Source organism: Duganella sp. Root1480D1 (assembly GCF_001427305.1).
Lineage (GTDB): Bacteria > Pseudomonadota > Gammaproteobacteria > Burkholderiales > Burkholderiaceae_D > Rugamonas.
The window spans coordinates 245,927-267,693 of sequence record NZ_LMFZ01000047.1; the positions used below are offsets into that span (position 1 = coordinate 245,927).

General features: G+C 60.5%; 25 protein-coding genes. 10 read left to right on the forward strand and 15 right to left on the reverse strand.

The annotated features are described in order from the left end of the window. Nucleotides 1–33: 33 nt before the first annotated feature. The 9 genes from nudB to ubiE form a co-directional block, all read right to left on the reverse strand. On the reverse strand, nt 34–483 hold the full coding sequence (nudB, locus tag ASD58_RS25785; protein ID WP_057264549.1) for a dihydroneopterin triphosphate diphosphatase: 450 nt from the start codon (nt 481–483) through the stop codon (nt 34–36). Between the two features lie 72 nt (nt 484–555). Continuing rightward, complete coding sequence (gene aspS, locus ASD58_RS25790; protein WP_057264551.1) at nt 556–2,361, reverse strand: aspartate--tRNA ligase; 1,806 nt, start codon at nt 2,359–2,361, stop codon at nt 556–558. 26 nt (nt 2,362–2,387) lie between these two features. Continuing rightward, nucleotides 2,388–2,975 (reverse strand): DUF502 domain-containing protein, encoded by a 588-nt coding sequence (locus ASD58_RS25795; RefSeq protein WP_057264553.1) that lies wholly within the window; start codon nt 2,973–2,975, stop codon nt 2,388–2,390. A 22-nt stretch (nt 2,976–2,997) separates the two neighbouring features. Further along, on the reverse strand, nt 2,998–3,279 hold the full coding sequence (locus tag ASD58_RS25800; protein ID WP_057264555.1) for an FmdB family zinc ribbon protein: 282 nt from the start codon (nt 3,277–3,279) through the stop codon (nt 2,998–3,000). A 33-nt stretch (nt 3,280–3,312) separates the two neighbouring features. Continuing rightward, nucleotides 3,313–3,951 carry a methyltransferase gene (locus ASD58_RS25805; protein WP_057264557.1) on the reverse strand — a complete coding sequence of 213 codons (639 nt, stop codon included), beginning with the start codon at nt 3,949–3,951 and terminating at the stop codon, nt 3,313–3,315. After that, the gene (gene ubiB / locus ASD58_RS25810) at nt 3,935–5,494 is read right to left on the reverse strand and encodes a ubiquinone biosynthesis regulatory protein kinase UbiB (RefSeq protein WP_057264559.1); all 1,560 of its coding nucleotides are present in this window, start codon (nt 5,492–5,494) and stop codon (nt 3,935–3,937) included. Before ubiB ends, ASD58_RS25805 begins: the two co-directional genes overlap by 17 nt. Then, nucleotides 5,491–6,099 carry an SCP2 domain-containing protein gene (locus ASD58_RS25815; protein WP_057264560.1) on the reverse strand — a complete coding sequence of 203 codons (609 nt, stop codon included), beginning with the start codon at nt 6,097–6,099 and terminating at the stop codon, nt 5,491–5,493. The genes ubiB and ASD58_RS25815 overlap by 4 nt, the downstream gene beginning before the upstream one ends. A gap of 139 nt (nt 6,100–6,238) precedes the next feature. Next, nucleotides 6,239–7,183 carry a Tim44 domain-containing protein gene (locus ASD58_RS25820; RefSeq protein ID WP_057264562.1) on the reverse strand — a complete coding sequence of 315 codons (945 nt, stop codon included), beginning with the start codon at nt 7,181–7,183 and terminating at the stop codon, nt 6,239–6,241. Between the two features lie 13 nt (nt 7,184–7,196). Next, entirely contained in the window at nt 7,197–7,931 is a 735-nt protein-coding gene (ubiE, locus tag ASD58_RS25825; RefSeq protein WP_057264564.1) for a bifunctional demethylmenaquinone methyltransferase/2-methoxy-6-polyprenyl-1,4-benzoquinol methylase UbiE, read from the reverse strand. 133 nt (nt 7,932–8,064) lie between these two features. On the opposite strand from ubiE, the gene ASD58_RS25830 reads away from it, so the two are divergent. Genes ASD58_RS25830 through ASD58_RS25835 form a run of 3 tightly spaced genes read left to right on the forward strand, consistent with a single transcriptional unit; the run spans nt 8,065 to nt 9,126 of the window. Beyond that, the gene (locus ASD58_RS25830; protein ID WP_028101568.1) at nt 8,065–8,313 is read left to right on the forward strand and encodes a hypothetical protein; all 249 of its coding nucleotides are present in this window, start codon (nt 8,065–8,067) and stop codon (nt 8,311–8,313) included. A 35-nt stretch (nt 8,314–8,348) separates the two neighbouring features. Next, the gene (locus ASD58_RS31505; protein WP_156401493.1) at nt 8,349–8,894 is read left to right on the forward strand and encodes a hypothetical protein; all 546 of its coding nucleotides are present in this window, start codon (nt 8,349–8,351) and stop codon (nt 8,892–8,894) included. Further along, on the forward strand, nt 8,863–9,126 hold the full coding sequence (locus ASD58_RS25835) for a hypothetical protein (RefSeq protein WP_057264566.1): 264 nt from the start codon (nt 8,863–8,865) through the stop codon (nt 9,124–9,126). Before ASD58_RS31505 ends, ASD58_RS25835 begins: the two co-directional genes overlap by 32 nt. Before the next feature lies 1 nt (nt 9,127). Here ASD58_RS25835 and ASD58_RS25840 read toward each other — a convergent pair whose 3' ends face one another. The 4 genes from ASD58_RS25840 to ASD58_RS25855 all read right to left on the reverse strand — a co-directional run bounded on the left by ASD58_RS25840 (nt 9,128) and on the right by ASD58_RS25855 (nt 14,685). Next, nucleotides 9,128–9,547 carry a gamma-butyrobetaine hydroxylase-like domain-containing protein gene (locus tag ASD58_RS25840; protein WP_057264568.1) on the reverse strand — a complete coding sequence of 140 codons (420 nt, stop codon included), beginning with the start codon at nt 9,545–9,547 and terminating at the stop codon, nt 9,128–9,130. Further along, nucleotides 9,544–9,978: an HIT family protein gene (locus ASD58_RS25845; RefSeq protein WP_057264570.1), complete on the reverse strand. Its 435-nt coding sequence runs from the start codon at nt 9,976–9,978 to the stop codon at nt 9,544–9,546. Before ASD58_RS25845 ends, ASD58_RS25840 begins: the two co-directional genes overlap by 4 nt. Beyond that, nucleotides 9,975–13,982, reverse strand: coding sequence for an FAD/FMN-binding oxidoreductase (locus tag ASD58_RS25850; protein WP_057264572.1), 4,008 nt, complete (start codon nt 13,980–13,982; stop codon nt 9,975–9,977). Before ASD58_RS25850 ends, ASD58_RS25845 begins: the two co-directional genes overlap by 4 nt. 208 nt (nt 13,983–14,190) lie before the next feature. Beyond that, complete coding sequence (locus tag ASD58_RS25855) at nt 14,191–14,685, reverse strand: YqaA family protein (RefSeq protein WP_057264574.1); 495 nt, start codon at nt 14,683–14,685, stop codon at nt 14,191–14,193. A gap of 138 nt (nt 14,686–14,823) precedes the next feature. Between ASD58_RS25855 and ilvA the strand changes: the two genes are divergently transcribed. The 5 genes from ilvA (at nt 14,824) to rapZ (ending at nt 19,810) form a co-directional block, all read left to right on the forward strand. Beyond that, nucleotides 14,824–16,356 carry a threonine ammonia-lyase, biosynthetic gene (ilvA, locus tag ASD58_RS25860; protein ID WP_057264584.1) on the forward strand — a complete coding sequence of 511 codons (1,533 nt, stop codon included), beginning with the start codon at nt 14,824–14,826 and terminating at the stop codon, nt 16,354–16,356. Nucleotides 16,357–16,570: 214 nt separating this feature from the next. After that, a complete protein-coding gene (gene queF, locus ASD58_RS25865; RefSeq protein ID WP_057264586.1) occupies nt 16,571–17,404 on the forward strand; it encodes an NADPH-dependent 7-cyano-7-deazaguanine reductase QueF in 834 nt (277 codons plus the stop codon). Nucleotides 17,405–17,499: 95 nt separating this feature from the next. After that, nucleotides 17,500–17,982 (forward strand): PTS sugar transporter subunit IIA, encoded by a 483-nt coding sequence (locus ASD58_RS25870; protein ID WP_028101575.1) that lies wholly within the window; start codon nt 17,500–17,502, stop codon nt 17,980–17,982. 2 nt (nt 17,983–17,984) lie between these two features. After that, entirely contained in the window at nt 17,985–18,920 is a 936-nt protein-coding gene (gene hprK / locus ASD58_RS25875) for an HPr(Ser) kinase/phosphatase (RefSeq protein ID WP_028101576.1), read from the forward strand. A 26-nt stretch (nt 18,921–18,946) separates the two neighbouring features. Further along, nucleotides 18,947–19,810: an RNase adapter RapZ gene (rapZ, locus tag ASD58_RS25880; RefSeq protein WP_057264588.1), complete on the forward strand. Its 864-nt coding sequence runs from the start codon at nt 18,947–18,949 to the stop codon at nt 19,808–19,810. A gap of 6 nt (nt 19,811–19,816) precedes the next feature. On the opposite strand, the gene ASD58_RS25885 is transcribed toward rapZ, so the two are convergent. Both ASD58_RS25885 and ASD58_RS25890 read right to left on the reverse strand, forming a co-directional pair. After that, nucleotides 19,817–20,311, reverse strand: coding sequence for an arsinothricin resistance N-acetyltransferase ArsN1 family B (locus ASD58_RS25885; protein ID WP_057264590.1), 495 nt, complete (start codon nt 20,309–20,311; stop codon nt 19,817–19,819). Nucleotides 20,312–20,388: 77 nt separating this feature from the next. Beyond that, a complete protein-coding gene (locus ASD58_RS25890) occupies nt 20,389–20,763 on the reverse strand; it encodes a VOC family protein (protein ID WP_057264592.1) in 375 nt (124 codons plus the stop codon). Nucleotides 20,764–20,875: 112 nt separating this feature from the next. On the opposite strand from ASD58_RS25890, the gene ASD58_RS31510 reads away from it, so the two are divergent. Next, nucleotides 20,876–21,025, forward strand: coding sequence for a hypothetical protein (locus ASD58_RS31510; protein WP_156401494.1), 150 nt, complete (start codon nt 20,876–20,878; stop codon nt 21,023–21,025). Next, nucleotides 21,022–21,756, forward strand: coding sequence for a hypothetical protein (locus tag ASD58_RS25895; RefSeq protein WP_057264594.1), 735 nt, complete (start codon nt 21,022–21,024; stop codon nt 21,754–21,756). The genes ASD58_RS31510 and ASD58_RS25895 overlap by 4 nt, the downstream gene beginning before the upstream one ends. The last annotated feature ends 11 nt before the right edge of the window (nt 21,757–21,767 follow it).

Consider the following 21,767-nt stretch of genomic DNA (forward strand, 5'->3'; position numbering starts at 1 on the left):
CGCGCGGCGCACAATTAACGAGCAAAATGCTAGTTACACGTGCTGTGGCAACTGGAGGATAGCTTCGGCGTTGGATGGGGAAAAGCAGCGGTCGGCCGCTTCGAGGTAAGGCAACCAGACGTGGGCGGTATGTTCGCGCGGGCTGAGCATGACTGGCACATTGCGCGGCACTTGCACGCTGAAGATATGTTCGAGGTTGTGGGTGACGCCAGGCTCGTAGCGGTGGCGCCAGACCGGGTAGATTTCGTAGATGTTCTGCAGGCCCCAGTCTTGCAGCACGATATCTTTGCCGTCGGCAACGATGCCGGTTTCTTCGAACAGTTCGCGGGTAGCGGTGGTGAACAGGGGCTCGTCGAGGGCGTCTTTGGAGCCGGTGACGGATTGCCAGTAGCCGGGATTGCCGGCGCGCTCGATCAGGAGCACTTCCATGTCGGCGGTGTGGATCACCACCAGGACTGATTCCGGGATTTTGTAGGGCTTCATCATTTGAAACCGGTAAAGCGGCGGGAACTGGCCGGGTGTCTGACCCTGCGGGTCAGACACCGCTTTGCGGTTTTAACCAGCTACTTTCGGCTCGGCCGAACGCAGACGGATATGCAGTTCACGCAGTTGCTTCTCGTCGACCGGCGAAGGAGCCTGGGTCAGCAAGCACTGTGCGCGCTGGGTTTTCGGGAAGGCGATCACGTCGCGGATCGAATCGGACTTGGTCATCAGGGTCACGATGCGATCCAGGCCGAAAGCCAGGCCGCCGTGCGGAGGCGCACCGTACTGCAGTGCGTCCAGCAGGAAGCCGAACTTCTCGCGTGCTTCCTCAGCACCGATCTTCAGTGCGCGGAACACTTTCGATTGCACTTCTTCGCGGTGGATACGGATCGAGCCGCCGCCCAGTTCCCAGCCGTTCAGCACCATGTCGTAGGCCTTGGCGATACATGCACCCGGATTGGTTTCCAGCATGTCTTCGTGGCCGTCTTTTGGCGAGGTGAATGGGTGGTGGGTTGCGGTCCAGCGGTCTTCTTCTTCGTCGTACTCGAACATCGGGAAGTCGATCACCCACAGCGGTGCCCACACGTCGTTGAACAGGCCGTTGGCCTTGCCGAACTCGGAATGGCCGATCTTCACGCGCAGCGCGCCGATCGCATCGTTCACCACCTTCGCCTTGTCGGCGCCGAAGAAGATCAGGTCGCCGTCTTGCGCGCCGGTGCGCTCCATGATGGTGTCCAGTACTGCGTCATCCAGGGACTTGAGCAGCGGCGACTGCAGGCCTTCGCGGCCCTTGGCCTTCTCGTTGACCTTGATGTAGGCCAGGCCCTTGGCGCCGTAAATGGCGACGAACTGGGTGTATGCGTCGATTTCCGAACGCGACATGGAGCCGCCCTTCGGTACGCGCATGCCGACCACGCGGCCGTTGGCCATGTTGGCGGCGCTGGAGAAGATCTTCGACTCGACGTTCTTCATGATGTCGGTCAGTTCGGTGAACTCCATCTTTACGCGCATGTCCGGCTTGTCCGAACCGTACTTGCCCATGGCTTCTGCGAAGTCCATCACCGGGAACGGGTTTGGCAGTTCCACGTCCATGGTGTTCTTGAACACTTTGCGGATCATGGTTTCGAACAGGTCGCGGATTTCCTGCTCGCTCAGGAACGAGGTTTCGCAGTCGATCTGGGTGAATTCAGGCTGGCGGTCAGCACGCAGGTCTTCGTCGCGGAAGCACTTGGTGATCTGGTAGTAACGGTCGAAGTTGGCGACCATCAGCAGCTGCTTGAACAGTTGCGGCGATTGCGGCAGGGCGAAGAATTCGTGCGCATTGACGCGCGATGGCACCAGGTAGTCGCGCGCGCCTTCCGGTGTGGACTTGGTCAGCACCGGGGTTTCGATATCGATGAAGCCCAGGTCGTCCAGGTACTTGCGCACTTCCATCGACACCTTGTAGCGCAGGCGCAGGTTGTTCTGCATCTGGGCGCGGCGCAGGTCCAGCACGCGGTGGGTCAGGCGGGTGGTTTCGGACAGGTTGTCGTCGTCCAGCTGGAACGGCACCGGCACCGAAGCGTTCAGCACCACTACCTGGGTGGCGATCACTTCGATCTTGCCCGACTTGTGCTTGGCGTTGATGGTTTCGGCCGAACGCTCTTTCACAGTACCGGTGATTTGCAGGCAGTACTCGTTACGCACGGATTCGGCGACTTTGAACATGTCGGCAAAGTCCGGGTCGCAGACCACTTGCACCAGGCCTTCGCGGTCGCGCAGGTCGATGAAGATCAGCTTGCCGTGGTCGCGGCGACGGTGCACCCAGCCGCACAGGCTGACGGTTTGGCCTACGAGGGCTTCGGTTACGAGGCCGCAGTATTCAGTACGCATGGACATATTGATTCTCAGTTTCAGGTTAAGTTTTATTCAGGGACGACAACGCCCATCGAAACGATGTACTTCAGTGCGGCATCGACGCTCATATCGAGCTCGATTACATCTTTTTTCGGCATCATCAAAAAGAAGCCGGAAGTCGGGTTCGGCGTGGTAGGCACGTAGACGCTGATGTACTCACCGTCCAGGTGCTTCTGCACTTCGGTAGCTGGCGCGCCGGTCAGGAAACCGATGGTGCGCGAGCCGGCATGCGGGTATGGCACCAGCACGGCCTTGCGGAAAGCATTGCCGGAATCGGAAAACAGCGTGTCCGAAACCTGCTTCACGCTGCCGTACAGGGAGCTGACTACCGGGATGCGGTGCAGCAGCTTTTCCCACTGCCTGACGACGAAATTGCCGACCAGGTTATTGGTCAGCAGGCCGGTAATGAACACGATCAGCACGGTCAGGATAGTGCCCAGGCCTGGGATATCGAAACCGATCAGGGTACGCGGCTGCCAGCGCTCCGGCACGATCAGGAGCGACTGGTCCATGGTGCTGATGATGATGTTGAGCACCCAGGCGGTAATCGCCAGGGGAACCAAAATCAGCAAGCCGGTAATGAAATATTTGCGCATCGCGTTCCTTGTGCGGGGTAAATCAGGCCTCGCTGGTGGACTTTGCCGGCGCAGGCGCCGGAGCGGCTGCCGCCGGGGCGTCGGTTTTGGCCGTGCTGGCAACGCCGGTTGCCGGGGCGGTGCCGCCTCGGAAATCGGTTACGTACCAGCCGGTGCCCTTCAGTTGGAAGCCGGCTGCGGTCAGTTGCTTCTTAAAGGTGGACTTGCCGCAGGAAGGGCAATCCGTGAGCTGCGGATCGGAGATCTTTTGCAGCACGTCCTTGGCAAAGCCACATTCCTCGCAGCGGTAAGCGTAGATAGGCATCTATTACTCCGCAAAAAACATCAAAACCCTGAATTATAAAGCTTTTTTCCGGCGCCATGCCATCCAGCGCTCCTTGCCCTGGAATACCGGGATCGAGTCCTCGACCGGCATGTCTTGCTCGAGATCGAAGTGAGCGCTCATTAACTGCACCAGCTGTTGCCTGTCGGCGCCGAATGGCGGGCCTTTGGGGTTGTTGTCGAAGAAGAAGTAACCTAGCAGGAGGGCGCCTTCCGGCAGCAATTGCACCCAGCGCTGCACCACGCGCGGCCACATGTCGCGCGGCATGGCGCACAGGAAGGCGCGTTCGTAGATCAGGTCCAATGGCTGCTGCGGGTCGTAGGCGAAGAAGTCGGCTTCGACTACGCGCTCGCGCCAGGGGCCGACCGCTTGTTGCGCCGCAACAACGGCGGATGGGGAGAAATCGATGGCGATAGCGTCCCAGCCGGCTTCGCAAAAGGCTTGCAATTCATAGCCGCTGCCGCAGCCGGGGATCAGCACCGAAAGCCGGCAGGACGGTGTCTGACCCTGCGGGTCAGACACCGGTTTACCGGTTTGCAGCCAACCCGCCAACTGCCCCGGCACCCCGCCCCGATCCCAAGGGGTGAATTGCTGGTCGAAGCGCTGGTCCCAGAACTCCGCCGTGCGCGGATCGCGATTAGTGAAGTCGGGCATAAGCCAGGTACGCCACAGCGCCCACCACAAACGACCCGACAAAGAACGCAAAGAACGACAGCAAGCGATTGGTATGGCGCTGCTCCGCCACCAGGTGCGCCAGCAACGCTCTGGTCTCCACATCGCGCTCTGCCGCAACGGTCAGCGCCTGGTGCGCCAGCCGCGGCAACTGCGGGAATATATGCGAGTAGCGCGGCGCCTCCGCCTTCAGGCGTTCCACCAGCCCACGCCAGCCCACCTGCTCCGCCATCCAGCGCTCAAGATACGGCTTGGCCGTCTTCCACAAATCCAGGTCAGGATCGAGCTGGCGGCCCAGGCCTTCGATATTCAGCAATGTCTTCTGCAACAGCACCAGTTGCGGCTGCACTTCCACATTGAAGCGGCGCGAAGTCTGGAACAGGCGCAGCAGCACCTGGCCGAAGGAGATGTCCTTCAGCGGACGATCGAAGATCGGCTCGCAGCAAGCCCGCACAGCCGCTTCCAGTTCGTCGACACGGGTCTCCTTGGGCGCCCAGCCCGATTCGATGTGCGCCTCCGCCACGCGCTTGTAATCGCGGCGGAAGAAGGCCAGGAAGTTCTGCGACAGGTAATCCTTGTCGTAGTCATTCAAGGTGCCGACGATGCCGAAGTCCAGCGCAATATAGCGGCCAAACGACTCCGGCTCGATCGACACCAGGATATTCCCCGGGTGCATATCGGCGTGGAAGAAGCCATCGCGGAACACCTGCGTGAAAAAGATCTCCACGCCATCCGACGACAGCTTTTTCAAATCGACTCCCGCCTCGATCAGGCGCTCGATCTGCGACACCGGAATGCCGTGCATGCGCTCCATCACAATCACATTGCTGGAGCAGTAATCCCAATACATCTCCGGCACCAGCAGCAGCTTCGACTCGGCAAAATTGCGGCGCAACTGGCTGGCATTGGCCGCTTCGCGCATCAGGTCCAGTTCATCGTGCAGGTACTTGTCGAATTCCTGCACCACTTCCTGGATTTTCAGGCGCTTGGAATCGGCCCACACGCGGTTGATGAAGTTGGCCGCGATGTGCATCAGCGCCACGTCCTCATCGATCAGCTTCTTCATGCCCGGTCGCAGCACCTTGACCGCTACCTGCGTGCCATCCTTCAGCGCGGCGAAGTGCACCTGGGCGATGGAGGCCGAGGCCACCGGCACGCGCTCGAAGCGCGCAAACAACTCGTCAGGGTGGGCACCCAGCGACTCCTCGATCATCCTGATCGCCAGGTCGGAGTCGAAAGGCGGTACCCGGTCCTGCAGCTTGGACAGCTCGGCCACGATATCGAGCGGGAACAGGTCGCTGCGGGTCGACAGCACCTGGCCGAACTTCACGAAGATCGGGCCCAGCTCTTCCAGCGCGCAGCGCAGGCGCACGGCACGCGGCGTCGACAGCTCGCGCCAGAAGAAAACGGTATCGAGGAATTTGCTGATGCGTGGCTTGTCGAAGCCGGAAATGGCGATTTCGTCCAGCCCATACTGGACGGAGACACGAATGATCTTGAACAGCCGAAGGAATTTGCGAATCATTTAGCCAGTTTTTGTTCGAGTTTTTCCAGCCGCTTGCTGGCGCGTTCCACGTCATCGCGGAAGCGGGTCACATCGGCCGCAAAGCTTTCCGCCACCACCGGGCGGATCAACAGCGGGTTCTCGTCGAGGAAGTACTCCGCGACATTCTCGGCCATTTTGCGCTGGCCGTTGCGCGCGCCCTGCACTACCGCCTTGGCGCCCTGCACCAGGCGCACGGCAGCGATCGGGCCCACCAGTTTTTCCAGGTCGTACTCGGCTTCCCAGCGCAACGATTGCGACAGGCGCGAAATGGCGTTGGCAAATTCGGCGTCGCCCTCGATCTGCACATAGGAGAAGGCGCGCTCGCGGTTTTGGGCGATCAGCGGCAAGTCGCTGAGCTTGAGGCGAATCGTCACCGCCGCCCCTGCCTCGCTGCCGGCCGCCTCGACCATGCCGTCCGGCGCTACGCGCAGGCGCAGTACGGCCGGGCTGGCGTCGATCACGGCGACCTTGCCGGCGTGCAGCTTGAGCTCAGTGCGTGCCCATGGCTCCTGCGCCAGCAGGTGGTTGATGGTGGCAGCTGCCGGCATGCTCAGGCCCGGCAGCTTGGGAGGGAATGGAAACATCGTCGTCTTCTTCTTAAAACCGGCTAACCGCTGTCAGACCCATGGGGTCGGACACCCGGCCCGCAGCGGTCGCGTCATACAAAAACAAACCGCCCCGGAAAACCAGGGCGGTCTCGATCTTACCAGTTACAGCGCCACGTCACGCAAGCTGCTGGATACCTGCCAGCATCCAACCGGTCTTGCCGTTGTGCGGTTTGCTCAGGTTCCATACTTCTTGGAACGGTTCCGGCAGCGCATCGGCAGCGGGTTTCATCTTGCCCCAGAACTTCACGCTGGCCAGGGAATCGTTGCCGTCGTTCTCGATGCCCAGCAGTTCAGCCTCGATTGCCACCACATCGGTGTACTCGGCTTGCGCGCCGCGTTCCTGGATCTGCATGCGCAACTCGGCAAAGACTTCAGGCGTGGTGAAGGTACGGATATCTTCCACGTCCGCCTTGTCCCATGCCGCCTGCAGCCGGATGTAGTTGGACTTGGCCGCGCGCAGGAAGCCTGCGGTGTCGAAATCAGCCGGCACGCCCCAAGGAGCGTGCGCTACGGCTTCCGCCGCTGCAGGCGCCGCCAGGGCTGCACCGGCAGCCGGCATCACCGGTTCGAAAGGCGTTGGCTGCAACTCGCGCACATTGCCGCCGTTGTAGCCGCTGAACGCAGGCTGCGCCTCCGGTTGCGACTTGCGGCGCAGCATGCGGACGATGAAGAAGATCACGCCGCCGATCAGGGCGATCATCAGGATCGAGCTGATGGCCGACGCCATGGCGCCGCCCAGGCCGAAGTGCGACAGCAGCGCGCCCAGGCCAAGGCCCAGCAGTGCGCCGCCGAGAATGCCCTTCCACATGCTGGGTTTTGGTGCCGGTGCCGGTGCTGCGGGAGCCGCCGCAGGTGCGGCAGCAGGACGGGTAGCCGTCGGTGCCGCGGTCGGGGCAGCAGGTGCCGGCGCCGGTGCGGCCTGGCGCGGCATGCTGCTCACGCTCGACGACTGGCGGCCAAAGGATTTGCCGCCGCCCATTGGGCGCGCCGACAATTCACTCATCATGCTTACCGCGGACAGCGCAATCATTGCGCCGGCCAGGAATTTCTTGATTTTCATCGTATCCGATATCTCACATTTTGATGCCAGTGTGTAAAGCGGCCACACCCGCCGTCAGGTTGTAGTACTGCACGCGCTCGAGACCTGCAGCCTGCATCATGGTCTTCAGCGTTTCCTGGTCCGGGTGCATGCGGATCGATTCGGCCAGATAGCGATAGCTCTCCGAATCGTTGGCCACTTTCTGGCCCATCCACGGCAACACCGTGAAGGAATAAAAGTCATACGGTTTTTGCAAGACCGGATCCACTTTCGAGAATTCCAGCACCAGCAATTTGCCACCCGGCTTCAGCACGCGACGCATTTCAGAAAGAGCAACATCCTTGTGCGTCATATTGCGCAGGCCGAACGCCACGCTGACACGGTCGAAGTAGTTATCCGGGAACGGCAGCTTCTCCGCATCGCAAATCAAGGTGGGGGTAACCAGGCCCTTATTCAAGAGACGGTCGCGGCCAACGCGCAGCATCGACTCATTGATGTCGGTCAGCCAGACCTCGCCGGTCGAACCCGCAGCCTTGGCAAATGCCTTGGCCAGGTCGCCAGTGCCACCCGCGATGTCGAGCACCTTCATGCCTGGACGCACAGCCGCGTTAGCAATAGTGAAAGCCTTCCAGATGCGGTGCAGGCCGCCGGACAGAAGGTCGTTCATGATGTCGTACTTGGCGGCGACGGAGTGGAAGACCTTGGCGACTTCCTTGACTTTGTCGTCTTCGTTGACGGTTTTATAACCGAAATGGGTGGTATTGGTCATTTTTAGGGTGCCTTGTAATTGCCGCATTATACATTTGTGGGGTGGCGCACAGATTTTGATGAAGCTTGTCAACCAGAATGCTCATCGAGTCGTTTTATGGCTCAGACGATTTGTCTTACTAGGAGATTTTCAGATGGAGCTTCAGCAAAAATTGCCCGCGGACATTTTTTTCCCGGATATCGACGAAGCCACCAAGCAGTTCATCGACGCCACCCGCGCCCAATCGCGCGCCCTGGCATCCGCTGAGCCGCATCCGATGACCTTTAACGTAGAGGCCATCCGTCGCCTGACTCCGGAAGCCCGTGCCGCATTCCGATACATCTGGGAACGTGAGCAGCAGCGCTATGAAGAGTTCCAGCGCCGCAAAATGATGGTCAACTAAGCATTCTTTCAATGGCGGTAACATGCCGCCATTCCTTGATGTATCCGAAAGCAGGCATTCGGGCCAAGCGTAAGCTGGCCCAATGCCCAGCAATATCTACCTCGACACCTCAGTTCTCTGCGCCCTGGCCGACCCGCCAGCCCGCAGCGCCTACGCACCTGTCAGTCGCTGACCCGCCGCTGGTTCCGCGTCCTGCCGCATACCGCAACCTTTGCGCCTCAACGTTCGCCCTCGACAAGATCAAATCAGGTCCAGTTGCACTGGCTTCGTCCCGCCTTCTCGTAGCAGAACAGTTGCATGTGCTCAGCACAGAAGTAATTTTTACAACCGAAACGGAACTTTTCCTCGCAGGTGGCGGTCTTAAGTCAGACACGGCAAACATGGGCTCTGAAATTGCCTGCGCGGCGACCTTCGGGGTTGACCTTTATGTGACGTGGGACTGGCAGCGGTTAGAAGCACAACGATTGCCGTTTTTACATCTGATGTTCGAACAAGCCGGGCTTCCGCAGATGGATTTCATCTCGCCACTTCAACTTGTGGAGAACGATTATGAAACACTACAAACTTCCAAAGGACGTTGACTTTCCTGATATTGAACCGGTAGACAAGGCGGCGATGGACGCCGCACATGAGGAACTGGAGCGTATCAATGCTGGGAAACCAAAAGGAACGCCTAAAGTAATTTGCTTCACTCCAGAGCTCCTTCGAATGATGCCCGCAAAGAACCGCGCAATGTATAAGTATGTGTGGCTACGCCACGTCCAAGAGTACGAGGAATACATGCGCCAGCATCCGGAGCTGGACCGGGACTGACTCAGTGGTGGTGGCCGCAGCCGTGGGCTTTGGCGGCGGCGCCGGGCAGCACGGTGCCGGGTTCGCGGCCGGAGTCGCCAGCGAAGCCGGCGGCTTCCAGGCGCTTCAGGTAGTCGGCCCAGTGATGCTCCAGGCGGGCGCCCAGGTCGTACAGGTAATCCCAGGTGTACAGGCCGGAATTGTGGCCGTCGTCAAAAGTCGGCTTGACAGCGTAATTGCCGACCGGTTCGAGGTTGGTCATGGCGACATCGCGCTTGCCGACTTGCAGTACTTCCTGGCCCGGCCCATGGCCCTTCACTTCCGCCGACGGCGAATACACGCGCAGCAGTTCGAAAGGAATGTTGAAGCTCGCGCCATCATCGAAAGAGATTTCGAGGTAGCGCGATTTGCTGTGGACTGTCAGGCCGGTTGGGTTCTTCATTTGAGATTCTCGATGATTGCCGCGCGCAAGGCCGGCAGCAAAGCCGCGCGCGCCGCGATAGCGGCCGCATCATGCTCGCGCTGCTTCGCGCCCCAGGTCGGGTTCGGGAAGTGCGCATCGTCAGTGTAGCGCGGGATCACATGCCAGTGCACGTGCGGCGTCATGTTGCCGAAGCTTGCCACGTTGACCTTGTGCGGCGACATGGTGGCGCGCTGCGCCTCCTCTACCGCCCAGACGGATTGCATGACGTGGTCGCGGTCCGCCGACGGCAGGTCCGTCATTTCGCGCACGTGGTCGTGCCACACGACGCGGACGTAGCCTGGGTAGCCAGGTTCGTCGACCAGAATCACCGCCAGGCGGTCGTCGCGCCAGATCAACACGTCCGAAGGTGGGTTGACCAGCAGCTTGCACAAGTCGCAGTTGATCGTCATACCAGCACCCTTTCAATGCCGCCATCATTGGCGCGCGCCACGTAATCCACCAGCCAGTTATCGCCCAGCTTGTGCTTGGCCATTTCGACCACGATGTAGTCGGCAGTAGTGCCGGAATCGTCGTTATAGCGGGTCAGGCCTTGCAGGCATGCCGGGCAGCTGGTCAGGATCTTCACCTCGCCGTCGAAATCCTGGCGCAGCTTGTCGGCGCCGGCCACCATCTCCTGCTCCTTGCGGAAGCGCACCTGCGTCGAAATATCCGGACGGGCGGCAGCCAGCGTGCCGGATTCGCCGCAGCAGCGATCGTTCTTTTCGATCTTCACATTGTCGACCGTGGACACCAGCGCGTTCACCGTCTTCAACGGATCCTGCATCTTCATCGGCGAGTGGCACGGATCGTGATACATGTAGCGCGTGCCGGTCACGCCCTCCAGCTTGACGTTCTTCTCCAGCAGATACTCGTGGATGTCCATGATGCGGCAGCCAGGGAAGATCTTTTCGAACTCGTAGCCAGCCAACTGGTCGTAGCAGGTACCGCAAGACACCACCACGGTCTTGATATCCAGGTAGTTCAGCGTATTCGCCATACGGTGGAACAGGACACGATTGTCCGTCACCATTTTCTCCGCCTTGTCGTAATCGCCTGCACCGCGCTGTGGATAGCCGCAGCACAAGTAGCCCGGTGGCAGCACGGTCTGCACCCCCACATCCCACAGCATGGCTTGCGTGGCCAGGCCGACCTGCGAGAACAGCCGCTCCGAGCCGCAGCCAGGGAAGTAGAACACGGCTTCACTGTTGGCATTGGTCTTCTTCGGATCGCGAATGATCGGGATCATCTTGTTGTCTTCGATGTCCAGCAACGCCCGCGCGGTCTTCTTCGGCAGGTTGCCCGGCATTTTCTTGTTCACGAAGTGGATCACCTGCTCGCGCACGGCCGGCTTGCCGACGGTTGGCGGCGGCGCCTTGGCTTGCTTGCGCGCGACGGTCTTGAACACTTCATGCCCCAGGCGCTGCGCCTTGTAGCCCCAGCCCATCATCACCTCGCGCGTGGCGCGGATAGTGGACGGGTCGGTCGCATTCAGGAAGAACATGGCCGCACGCTTGCCCGGATTGAAGGAGCGCTTGTCCATCTTGCGTAGCAGGTTGCGCATATTCATCGACACATCGCCGAAGTCGATATTGACCGGGCACGGCGACTCGCACTTGTGGCATACGGTGCAGTGGTCGGCAACGTCTTCGAATTCTTCCCAATGGCGGATCGAGATGCCGCGGCGGGTCTGCTCTTCGTACAGGAAGGCTTCGATCAGCGCCGAGGTGGCCAGGATCTTGTCGCGCGGCGAGTACAACAGGTTGGCGCGCGGCACGTGGGTCGAGCACACCGGTTTGCACTTGCCGCAGCGCAGGCAGTCCTTCACGCTGTTGGCGATGTCGCCGATATCGCTTTGCTGCATGATCAGCGATTCGTGGCCCATCAGGCCGAAGGACGGCGTGTAGGCGTTTTCCAGCGTCGCTTCCATGCCCGGCAGGTTGAGCAGCTTGCCCTTGTTGAAGCGGCCTTCCGGGTCGACGCGTTTCTTGTACTCGCGGAATTCGCCGATCTCTTCGTCGGTCAGGAATTCCAGCTTGGTGATGCCGATGCCGTGCTCGCCCGAGATCACGCCGTTCAGGGAACGGGCCAGCTTCATGATGCGCGCCACCGCCTTGTGCGCATCCTGCAGCATCTCGTAGTGGTCCGAGTTGACCGGCAGGTTGGTGTGCACGTTGCCGTCGCCCGCGTGCATGTGCAGCGCCACGAACACGCGGCCGTGCAGCACGCGCTTGTGGATCGCTTGCGCTTCGTCGAGAATCTGCTTGTAGGCGCCGCCGTTGAAAATCTGGCGCAGTTGCGCGCGGATCTCCTGCTTCCAGCTGATGCGCACGGTGCGGTCTTGCGCCACGTCGAACAGGGTCGCTTGCGGCTGGTGCTGCAGGCGGTCGTCCAACGCGCCGGCCAGGTGCTCCAGGCCCAGCGCCAGCAGGTCTCTGCGCACTTCAGCCAGAGGCTTGTCGAGGTTGGCGAGGATGAAGGTCCAGCGTGCATGCACCTGGTCCACCAGCGCCAGCGCCTGCGCCTGGCGGTCGCCCAGCATCTCCGCGTAGCCGACTTTGTCGTCGGATGCGTCGTCGCTCTTGCCGATCGGGAGCTTGTCGGCGGCCAGGAATTCGCGCAGCTCTTGCGCCAGTTGCAGCTTGTTCTTGACCGACAGCTCGATGTTGATGCGCTCGATGCCGTCGGTGTACTCGCCCATGCGGTTCAGCGGGATCACCACGTCTTCATTGATCTTGAAGGCGTTGGTGTGCTTCGCAATCGCCGCGGTGCGGGCGCGGTCCAGCCAGAATTTCTTGCGCGCTTCCGGGCTCACGGCCACGAAGCCTTCGCCGACGCGGGTGTTCGCCAGGCGCACCACTTCGGATGCGGCCAGCGCCACGGCACCTTCGTCGTCGCCGACGATGTCGCCGAACAGCGCCATCTTCGGCAGCACGCCGCGCTTGGACTTGGTGGCATAGCCGACGGCGCGCAGGTAGCGCTCGTCCAGGTGCTCCAGTCCAGCCAGGCGGATGGTCTTGAATTGTTCGCCCTGTGCCGGCAGGCCGTCCAGGTAATCCTTGATCTCGACGATCGACGGGATCGCATCGCGCGCCTGGCCGAAGAACTCCAGGCAGACGGTGCGGGTGAACTTCGGCATCTTGTGCAGGATCCAGCGCGCGGACGTGATCAGGCCATCGGTGCCCTCCTTCTGCACGCCAGGCAGGCCGGCCAGGAACTTATCGGTGACGTCCTTGCCCAGGCCTTCCTTGCGGAACTTGCGGCCTTCGATTTCCAGGATCTCGGTCTTGAATGGCTCGCCTTTCGACTCGCCGCGGCCATTCGGATGCGTCCATTCCAGCTTGAAGCGCGCCAGCGGCGTGTCGTGGATCTTGGACAGGTTGTGGTCCAGGCGCGTGACTTCCAGCCAGTCGCCGTTTGGATCGACCATGCGCCACGAGGCCAGGTTATCCAGTGCAGTGCCCCACAGCACGGCCTTCTTGCCGCCCGCATTCATCGCGATATTGCCGCCGATGCAGGATGCGTGGGCCGAAGTCGGGTCGACCGCAAACACGAAGCCCGCCTTCTCGGCCGCTTCGCTGACTTTATTCGTAATGACACCCGCTTCCGAGTGGACGGTCGCATATTCGCGGTCCAGGCCCGGCAGCACTTTCATTTCAACGGCGCCCAGCTTCAGCAGCTTTTCGGTGTTGATGACAGCCGACAGAGGCGTCAGCGGAATCGCGCCGCCGGTGTAGCCGGTGCCGCCGCCGCGCGGGATGATGGTCAGGCCAAGCTCGATGCAGCCTTTCACCAGGCCGGCCATTTCCTCTTCGCTGTCAGGGGTCAGCACCACGAACGGGTACTCGACACGCCAGTCGGTCGCATCGGTCACGTGGGTGATGCGCTTCATGCCGTCGAAGCAGATATTGTGCTTCTCGGTGTATTTGCCGAGTACCTTCTGCGTGCGTTTGCGCAGGTCGTACATCTGGCGGAATTCTTCGCCGAAGTCCGCAACTGCCTTGCTTGCCGCGCGCAGCAGCTTTTCCACATTGCCGCTGCGCTTTTGCGAATCGGCATCGGCTGCCGCGTCGACGGTGTTGCGGCGCTTGTCCACTTCCGACAAGCGGTGATGCAGCGCGTCGATCAGTGCCTGGCGGCGCTTCGGGTTATCCAGCAGGTCGTCCTGCAGGTAAGGATTGCGGCGCACGACCCAGATATCGCCCAGCACTTCATACAGCATGCGAGCGGAGCGGCCGGTCTGGCGAGAGGCCCGCAGTTCGTCCAACAACGCCCAGGACTCTTCGCCGAGAAGGCGGATCACGATTTCGCGATCGGAGAAGGAGGTGTAGTTGTATGGAATTTCCCGCAAGCGGGTAGGGGCGTGACCATCGGGCGATTCGGCAAGCAGTGCCTGGATTTGAGCTGGTGCGTTCATATTGCGTGGACGGGGGGCTGACGCTGGGACAGAACATTCTATCTTATTGCGGCGCACAAGATGGAAACAGCCTTAGAGGCCAACGGGGTTCCGTTAACGTCAACCTGCAAAACATTATTCGACAATGCAGCCGTAATTCCATCTTTTGGTCGAAATATAATGCCATTTCCACCCCGAAATTTTGCACCTTTGCTGCTATGCGGAATGTTTATCCGCCCAAGGCATGGGCAACCGAGCGCCAGAAGCCATCCGGCACATACAGCAGCAAGGAAGTCATCATAAGATAGCGCGCCAATTTGCCGATCGCCATGTACATCACGGACGGCCAGAACGGCAGCTTCAGCCAGCCGCCCAGCGTGCACAGGGGATCGCCAATGCCCGGCACCCAGGAGAGCAGCATGGTCTTGGCACCATAGTGCGCCAGCCAGCCGAACCAGCGGCTCGAACGTTCCTTGGTGAAGGCTTTCTTGGCGTAATAGCCGATCCAGTAGTCAGCGACCCCGCCCAGCGTATTGCCCACCGTGGCCACCGCAATGGCGGGCCAGAACAGTTCAGGATTGGCTTTACAGACGGCAAAGACAGCCGGCTCCGAGCCCAAGGGTACCAGCGTGGCTGAGACGAAACTGATGACGAACACCGACGTCAGCCCCACTTCTGGCGCCGCGATCAGGTCCAGCAGCCAGTGAATAGCGTTTTCAATCATTGGTCAATTATAATCATCCGTACCAAGCTCAAAGCACGTTAGACATCCTGCCACCCGCATACCCGCATGGCAGGCGTGCACTCCCTTCGGTTACCCGCCGTTGTCAGTCTTTGCACCACACCTTTACTTTTGCAAATCATGACTATCGACTACCTGAAGAAAATCCTGACCTCCCGCGTCTACGACGTGGCCCATGAAACTCCGCTCGAGCTGGCACCGATTCTCTCGCAACGAATTGACAACCAGATTTACTTCAAGCGCGAGGACGTGCAGGACGTCTTTAGCTTCAAGGTACGCGGCGCTTACAACAAGATGGCGAATCTGAGCGACGCGCAATTGAAGCGCGGCGTCATTTGCGCCTCGGCCGGCAACCATGCACAGGGCGTTGCCCTGTCGGCGGCCAAACTCGGTTGCCGCGCCCTCATCGTCATGCCTGCCACCACCCCGCTGCTGAAAATCGAATCCGTGCGTCGCCGCGGCGGCGCCAGCGTCGAGGTGGTACTGCATGGCGAGTCCTACACGGACGCCTACAACCACGCCCTGCAACTTGAAAAAGAGCAGAAGCTGACCTTCGTGCACCCGTTCGACGATCCCGAAGTGATTGCCGGCCAGGGCACGATTGCCATGGAAATCCTGCGCCAGCATTCCGGCCCGATCCACGCGATCTTCGTGCCGATCGGCGGCGGCGGCCTGATTGCCGGCGTTGCAGCCTATGTGAAGCAGCTTCGCCCGGATATCAAGATCATCGGTGTGCAAACCATGGATTCGGATGCGATGGGCCGCTCCATCAAGGCAGGCGAGCGCGTGACCTTGTCCGACGTGGGCCTGTTCGCAGATGGCACTGCCGTGCGCCTGGTGGGCGAAGAAACCTTCCGCCTCGCGCAGCAATTTGTCGATGAAGTGATCGTGGTCGATACCGATGCGATCTGCGCAGCGATCAAGGATGTGTTCACCGATACGCGCTCGATCCTTGAGCCTTCCGGCGCGCTGGCGGTTGCCGGCGCCAAGGCTTATGTCGAACGCGCCGAGATGGGCAAGTACCCGGTGCAAGGCGAGACCCTGGTCACCATCTGCAGCGGCGCCAATATGAACTTCGACCGCCTGCGCTTTGTGGCGGAACGCGCCGAACTGGGCGAGTCGCGCGAGGCAGTCTTCGCCGTGACCATGCCGGAGCAGCGCGGCTCGTTCAAGCGCTTCTGCAGCCTGGTGGGTCCGCGCAATGTGACGGAGTTCAACTACCGTATCAGCGACCAGGAGCAGGCGCACGTGTTTGTCGGCGTGCAGATCGCCGATCGTGGTGAATCGTCGACGATTGCGCGGCGCTTTGAAGAGAATAACTTCAAGACGCTGGATCTGACGCACGATGAACTGGCCAAGTCCCACCTGCGCCACCTGGTGGGCGGCAAGAGCGTGTTGGCGAAGGATGAATTGCTGTACCGCTTTGAGTTCCCGGAGCGCCCGGGTGCGCTGATGCGCTTCCTGGATTCGATGGCACCGGAGTGGAATATCTCCTTATGCCATTACCGCTCGCAGGGCGGGGATGTGGGGAGGATCCTGATCGGCTTGCAGGTGCCGCCGCAGGATTCGGACAAGTTCGCGCAATTCCTGGCTACCCTTGGGTATCGCTACTGGGATGAGTCGCAGAATCCAGTTTACAAGCTGTTCCTCTGAAACCGGTAAACCTGGGTCTGACCCGCAGGGTCAGACCCAGTGTCAGATCCCCCGCTGCAGGTGTTGGTTGTGCGCCGTTGATCTTCTCAATAAGTCAAAAGCCCAGAACCAGCCCCGCAGCCCCAAGACCGTCAGGTGTCTGACCCTGCGGGTCAGACACCGCACTACCGGTTTTTGGTAAACTGCCAGACTGTCCCGCAAAACGAAGTCCGCCATGCCCAACCTCCCCGAACAATCCCCCCTCGGCAAAACCTCCGCCTACCGCACCGACTACGCGCCGGAACTGCTGTTCCCCATCCCGCGCCAGGCCAAGCGTGATGAACTGGGACTGCAAGGCACCCTGCCCTTCTTCGGCGTGGATATCTGGAATGGCTACGAGCTGTCCTGGCTGAACATGCGCGGCAAACCGCAAGTGGCAGTGGCCCGCTTCACCATCCCGGCCGATTCGCCAAACTTGATCGAATCTAAATCTTTCAAGCTTTACCTCAACTCCTTCAACCAGACCAGGCTGACCGGTCCCGACGCGCTGAAAATCCTGCTGCAGCAAGACCTTTCCGCCGCCGCCGGCGCCAGCGTGCACGTCACCCTGACCATGCAGGAAGACTTCGAAAAACTGGGAATGGGTGAGCTGGAAGGCCAGTTGCTGGACCGCCTGGATATCGACGTCGACAACTATTCGCCGCAGCCGGAAACCCTGAAAGCCAACTTCGACGAACTGCCAGTAGAGGAAACCCTCGTGTCGCACCTGCTGAAGTCGAATTGCCTGGTCACCGGCCAGCCCGACTGGGGCAGCGTGCAGATCAGCTACTACGGTCCGCAAATCGACCAGGAAAGCCTGCTCAAATACCTGATCGGTTTCCGCGAGCACAATGAATTCCACGAGCAGTGCATCGAGCGCATCTTCACGGACATCCTGCGCCAGTGCAAGCCTCAACATTTGACGGTGTACGCACGTTATACCCGTCGCGGCGGCCTTGATATCAACCCGTGGCGCACCAACTTTAGTAGTGCACGGCGGCCGTCCAATTTACGCAACGCCCGCCAGTAAGGGCTTTTTCCATACGGAAACATTGCGTGAATTTCGAGTTACACGGCTGAGAAACAAGCCTATAATGCGCTCGCAATGCACATAAATGTCGCGTCATGAATAACCTGAGCAAAATCCTTTCGCTAGAGAACGTCCAGCTCGACCTGGAAGTCTCCAGCAAAAAGCGCGCTTTCGAGCAAGCCGGCCTGATCTTTGAGAATAACTGCGGCATCGCTCGCTCCACCGTATCGGACAACCTGTTCGCGCGTGAACGCCTGGGCTCCACCGGCCTCGGTCACGGCGTCGCTGTCCCGCACGGGCGCATCAAGGGATCCAAGAGCCTGAAGGCGCCGTTGGCCGCTTTCGTGCGCCTGGCCGAACCGATTCCGTTCGAATCGCCGGACGGCAAGCCGGTCAACCTGCTGTTCTTCCTGCTCATTCCAGACCACGTGACGCAGCAGCACCTCGAAATCCTGTCCGAGATCGCGGAAATGTTCTCGGACGACGCCTTCCGTCAGGCCCTGACGGAAGACCCCGACCCGAAATCGGTCTACAGCCGCATCGTCAACTGGCAGCCTAGCCTGCAAGCGGCAGGTTGAACATGCTGCAGACGCCGCTGACGATCCAGAGACTGTACGACGACAATCGCGAAACCCTGCAACTGGGATGGTTCGCCGGCTTTCCAGGCGGCGAGCGCCTGATCTCTGGCGACGTCGCTTCGGCGGCCGACCAGGTCGGCCACTTGAATACGATTCACCCTGGACGTATCCAGGTGTTCGGCCACCAGGAAATCAATTACTACCAGCGCCTGAAGTCGCTGACGCGCGCCCACGTGATCGGCGAATTGATCGCAGGCGGCCCGCCGGCGCTGATCATCGCGCAGGGCCTTGAAACGCCGCCGGACATCCTGGCGATCTGCGACGAAAAAAATATTCCGCTGTTCTCCACGCCGCTGCCGGCAGCCCAGGTGATCGACTTCCTGCGCGTGTACCTGTCGAAGAAGCTGGCGCAGCGCATCATCATGCACGGCGTGTTCATGGACGTGCTGGGCGTGGGCGTGCTGATTACCGGCGACTCCGGCCTCGGCAAATCCGAGCTGGGACTTGAATTGATTTCACGCTCGCACGGCCTGGTGGCCGACGACGCAGTGGAATTCGCACGCATCGCGCCGAACATGATCGAGGGCCGCTGCCCGCCGCTGCTGCAAAACCTGCTGGAAGTGCGCGGCCTGGGCCTGCTCGATATCAAGGCGATCTTCGGCGAGACCGCCGTGCGCCGCAAGATGCGCCTGAAGCTGATCGTGCACCTGGTGCGCCGCTCGGCACTGGAAGAAGAAGTGGAGCGCCTGCCGTTCCAGTTCCCGACCGAAGATGTGCTGGGGCTTCCAATCCGCAAGGTCGTGATTCCCGTTGCGGCCGGCCGCAACATCGCGGTTCTGCTGGAAGCTGCGGTGCGCAACACCATCCTGCAATTGCGCGGCATCGACACACTGCAGGAATTCATGGAGCGCCAACGGCAGGCGATGAGCGGCGACTGATACGGACTAATGGTACTATCAGTCACATGCGAATCGTCCTACTCACCGGCATCTCCGGCTCCGGCAAATCCGTTGCGCTGAATGTTCTCGAAGACATCGGCTACTACTGCGTCGACAACCTGCCGCCAGCGCTGCTGCAAGACCTGATCAATCGCCTTGCAATTGAAGGCACGGATGCCTTGGCTGTCGCAGTCGATGCACGCAGCGCCTCCAGCCTTGCCAGCCTGCCTGGCGAGTACCGCAAGCTGAAAGAGGACGGCCATGAGGTCAAGGTGATCTTCCTCACTGCGAATACCCATTCGCTGGTGGCGCGCTTCTCCGAAACACGCCGCAGCCATCCGCTGTCGCACGAACTGGCCCCCGGCCAGAATCCTGCAGCACGCCGCACCCTGATCGAATGCATCGCCGAAGAACGCGAGCGCCTGTCTGCCATCCAGCAGCTCGGCCATGTGATCGATACTTCGGAAATGAACGCCAACAAACTGCGCGCCTGGGTCAAGGACCTGGTGCACAGCGAGAACGCGCCACTGACCTTGTTCTTCGAATCCTTCGCCTTCAAGGTTGGCGTGCCGCTCGACGCCGACTTCGTGTTCGACGTGCGCGCGATTCCGAATCCGTATTACGACCTCACGCTGCGTCCATTGAACGGCCGCGACGCACCGGTGATCGCCTTCCTCGATGCGCAGGAAAGCGCGGAAGAGATGTTCCAGGATATCAAAGGCTTCGTCGCCAAATGGCTGCCGCACTTCAAGCGCGACAACCGCTCCTACCTGACGGTTGCTGTCGGCTGTACCGGCGGCCAGCATCGCTCCGTCTACATGGCCGAACGCCTGGCGCGGCATTTCGCACCGACCGAGACGGTAGTGCTGCGCCACCGCGAGCAAACCTGATCGCGACTATTCCAGCCTTAGCTGCCAATAGCTGACGTCGATCCAGCGGCCGAATTTGCGGCCGACTTCCTTGAAGGCGCCAACGGGCTGGAATCCCATCTTCTCGTGCAATCCAACGCTGGCTTCATTGGGCAGCGCGACGCCGCCGATTACCAGGTGCACGCCGCTCTGGCGCAGCAGGTTGAACAGATGCTGGTACAGCTTGCGTGCGAAGCCTTTGCCGCGCATTTCCTGCTGCAGGTAGATCGAGCTCTCGACCGAAAAGCGATAGGCGGAACGTTCCTTCCATTTGCTGGCGTAGGCGTAGCCAAGGATCTTGCCGTCCTGCTCCAGCACCAGCCATGGCAACTTGGATGAAATGACTTTGGTGATGCGGTTGGCCATGTCGTCGACGCCGACTTCGGCCTCTTCGAAAGTGATGGTGGTGGTTGAAACGTAATGGTTGTAGATCGCAGCGATGGCGGCGGCATCGGCCGGGTGGGCTGAGCGGATGGTGGTCATTAGCGCTTGGATAAAGTGGATGACCCAAGCGATACAGCAAAATGCGGGCCAGCCGCCGGCTGGCCCTGTGCACCAAATTAATCCAGCCAGTGCACCACTTCGATCGTATGCTGGTCCGGATCGGTGATCATCGTCCCAAAATAGCGCTCGTTGACATCAGGCCGCAGGCCCGGCGTGCGCAACGACTCCGCGCCTTGCGCCATGGCGTTGGCGTGGAAGGCGTGCGTCGCCTGTTGCGATGGCGACTTGATGGCGATGTGCCCGCGCTGTCCAACCAGCGGTGCATCGCCTTGCGCCGGATAGATGGCGAAGGCCCAATGGCCATCGGCGCCGAAGATGGCCTGCTTGTCGTCCTGGTGCTGCACGCTGTAGCCAAGCGGTTCCAGGCAGGCTTTGTAGAATTCCACCGCACGTGGCAGGTCACGGGTGGCAATGGATACGTGGTCAATCATGATGCTCTCCTTTCAAACAACGAGCGATCATCATAGGCATTCCGCGCGAAACGATTTCCCGATTTCGCGCAGGGGTGCGGGAAAATTTCCCACGCCGTGTTAGCATTTCGCCATGAAGTCATTGTGCCTCTTCGCCATCGCGGCACTGCTGGCGTATCAGCCGGCAAACGCCGCGGGATCGCATCCCAAATACAATCTGGATTGGCCGCGTGCGGGCGAGGTCCCGATCCCTCAACGCATCAAGGAGCTGAAGGAAAAATGAGCTTGCTCGTATTGTTGGCCGCCGCCGCGGTGAGTGCGACAGGTACCGAAACCGATCCCGATCCGGCCTGGCGCTGCACAGCAAAGCACTACGGCGCCTTCGTTTCCCCGTCCGGCACTTCAGCCAAATGGCCGGTGCTGAAGGCATTGCCGGAGCACTTGCGCAACAAGAGGTCCATACTGCTTTCCACATCGGGCGCCTACGCCGGCGGCAAGGGGTACGTCATGTACGTTGATACCAAGTCCGGCAACGCCTATATCGAGCAATCCGCAGGCACTCCGGATTCCATCGTGATCTTCGGCCCGCTGCCAAAGATCGCCTGCGCGGATCCGGCGGCAACCGACATCCTCGATCTCGCGCAATTCTTCATGGATACCTACGCTGAAGACGTCACCGCTGGCGACCGCAAGGCACTCGCCAACCACTATTCCCGGCGCGGCACCATTTTCATTGGCGGCGAGTGGAAAGAAGAAATCGGGTTTGACAAGCTGTCCAGCGAATACGCGAAAAGCTGGAAGCCGCCCGTTACGTTCCGTTGGCAAGGCCTGGCATATGAAAAACTTGGCGACCAGTCGGTAATGGTCACTGGCGGCGTCGCGCGTAGCGACAAGGCCGGAGCGGAAACCACCTCGCACTCCTATGCTGTCCTGCTGGTCAAGGAAGACGGCGTGCTGCGCATCCGTATGGAAAGCGGCGCACCGCCAGCCAGGCCGCAGCTCAGCCGACGGTAACAATGAAATTT

Coding starts and splice junctions, on each gene's coding strand:
- nudB (WP_057264549.1), bottom strand. CDS start 483: ATGAAGCCCTACAAAATCCCGGAATCAGTCCTGGTGGTGATCCACACC.
- aspS (WP_057264551.1), bottom strand. CDS start 2,361: ATGTCCATGCGTACTGAATACTGCGGCCTCGTAACCGAAGCCCTCGTA.
- ASD58_RS25795 (WP_057264553.1), bottom strand. CDS start 2,975: ATGCGCAAATATTTCATTACCGGCTTGCTGATTTTGGTTCCCCTGGCG.
- ASD58_RS25800 (WP_057264555.1), bottom strand. CDS start 3,279: ATGCCTATCTACGCTTACCGCTGCGAGGAATGTGGCTTTGCCAAGGAC.
- ASD58_RS25805 (WP_057264557.1), bottom strand. CDS start 3,951: ATGCCCGACTTCACTAATCGCGATCCGCGCACGGCGGAGTTCTGGGAC.
- ubiB (WP_057264559.1), bottom strand. CDS start 5,494: ATGATTCGCAAATTCCTTCGGCTGTTCAAGATCATTCGTGTCTCCGTC.
- ASD58_RS25815 (WP_057264560.1), bottom strand. CDS start 6,099: ATGTTTCCATTCCCTCCCAAGCTGCCGGGCCTGAGCATGCCGGCAGCT.
- ASD58_RS25820 (WP_057264562.1), bottom strand. CDS start 7,183: ATGAAAATCAAGAAATTCCTGGCCGGCGCAATGATTGCGCTGTCCGCG.
- ubiE (WP_057264564.1), bottom strand. CDS start 7,931: ATGACCAATACCACCCATTTCGGTTATAAAACCGTCAACGAAGACGAC.
- ASD58_RS25830 (WP_028101568.1), top strand. CDS start 8,065: ATGGAGCTTCAGCAAAAATTGCCCGCGGACATTTTTTTCCCGGATATC.
- ASD58_RS25835 (WP_057264566.1), top strand. CDS start 8,863: ATGAAACACTACAAACTTCCAAAGGACGTTGACTTTCCTGATATTGAA.
- ASD58_RS25840 (WP_057264568.1), bottom strand. CDS start 9,547: ATGAAGAACCCAACCGGCCTGACAGTCCACAGCAAATCGCGCTACCTC.
- ASD58_RS25845 (WP_057264570.1), bottom strand. CDS start 9,978: ATGACGATCAACTGCGACTTGTGCAAGCTGCTGGTCAACCCACCTTCG.
- ASD58_RS25850 (WP_057264572.1), bottom strand. CDS start 13,982: ATGAACGCACCAGCTCAAATCCAGGCACTGCTTGCCGAATCGCCCGAT.
- ASD58_RS25855 (WP_057264574.1), bottom strand. CDS start 14,685: ATGATTGAAAACGCTATTCACTGGCTGCTGGACCTGATCGCGGCGCCA.
- ilvA (WP_057264584.1), top strand. CDS start 14,824: ATGACTATCGACTACCTGAAGAAAATCCTGACCTCCCGCGTCTACGAC.
- queF (WP_057264586.1), top strand. CDS start 16,571: ATGCCCAACCTCCCCGAACAATCCCCCCTCGGCAAAACCTCCGCCTAC.
- ASD58_RS25870 (WP_028101575.1), top strand. CDS start 17,500: ATGAATAACCTGAGCAAAATCCTTTCGCTAGAGAACGTCCAGCTCGAC.
- hprK (WP_028101576.1), top strand. CDS start 17,985: ATGCTGCAGACGCCGCTGACGATCCAGAGACTGTACGACGACAATCGC.
- rapZ (WP_057264588.1), top strand. CDS start 18,947: ATGCGAATCGTCCTACTCACCGGCATCTCCGGCTCCGGCAAATCCGTT.
- ASD58_RS25885 (WP_057264590.1), bottom strand. CDS start 20,311: ATGACCACCATCCGCTCAGCCCACCCGGCCGATGCCGCCGCCATCGCT.
- ASD58_RS25890 (WP_057264592.1), bottom strand. CDS start 20,763: ATGATTGACCACGTATCCATTGCCACCCGTGACCTGCCACGTGCGGTG.
- ASD58_RS31510 (WP_156401494.1), top strand. CDS start 20,876: ATGAAGTCATTGTGCCTCTTCGCCATCGCGGCACTGCTGGCGTATCAG.
- ASD58_RS25895 (WP_057264594.1), top strand. CDS start 21,022: ATGAGCTTGCTCGTATTGTTGGCCGCCGCCGCGGTGAGTGCGACAGGT.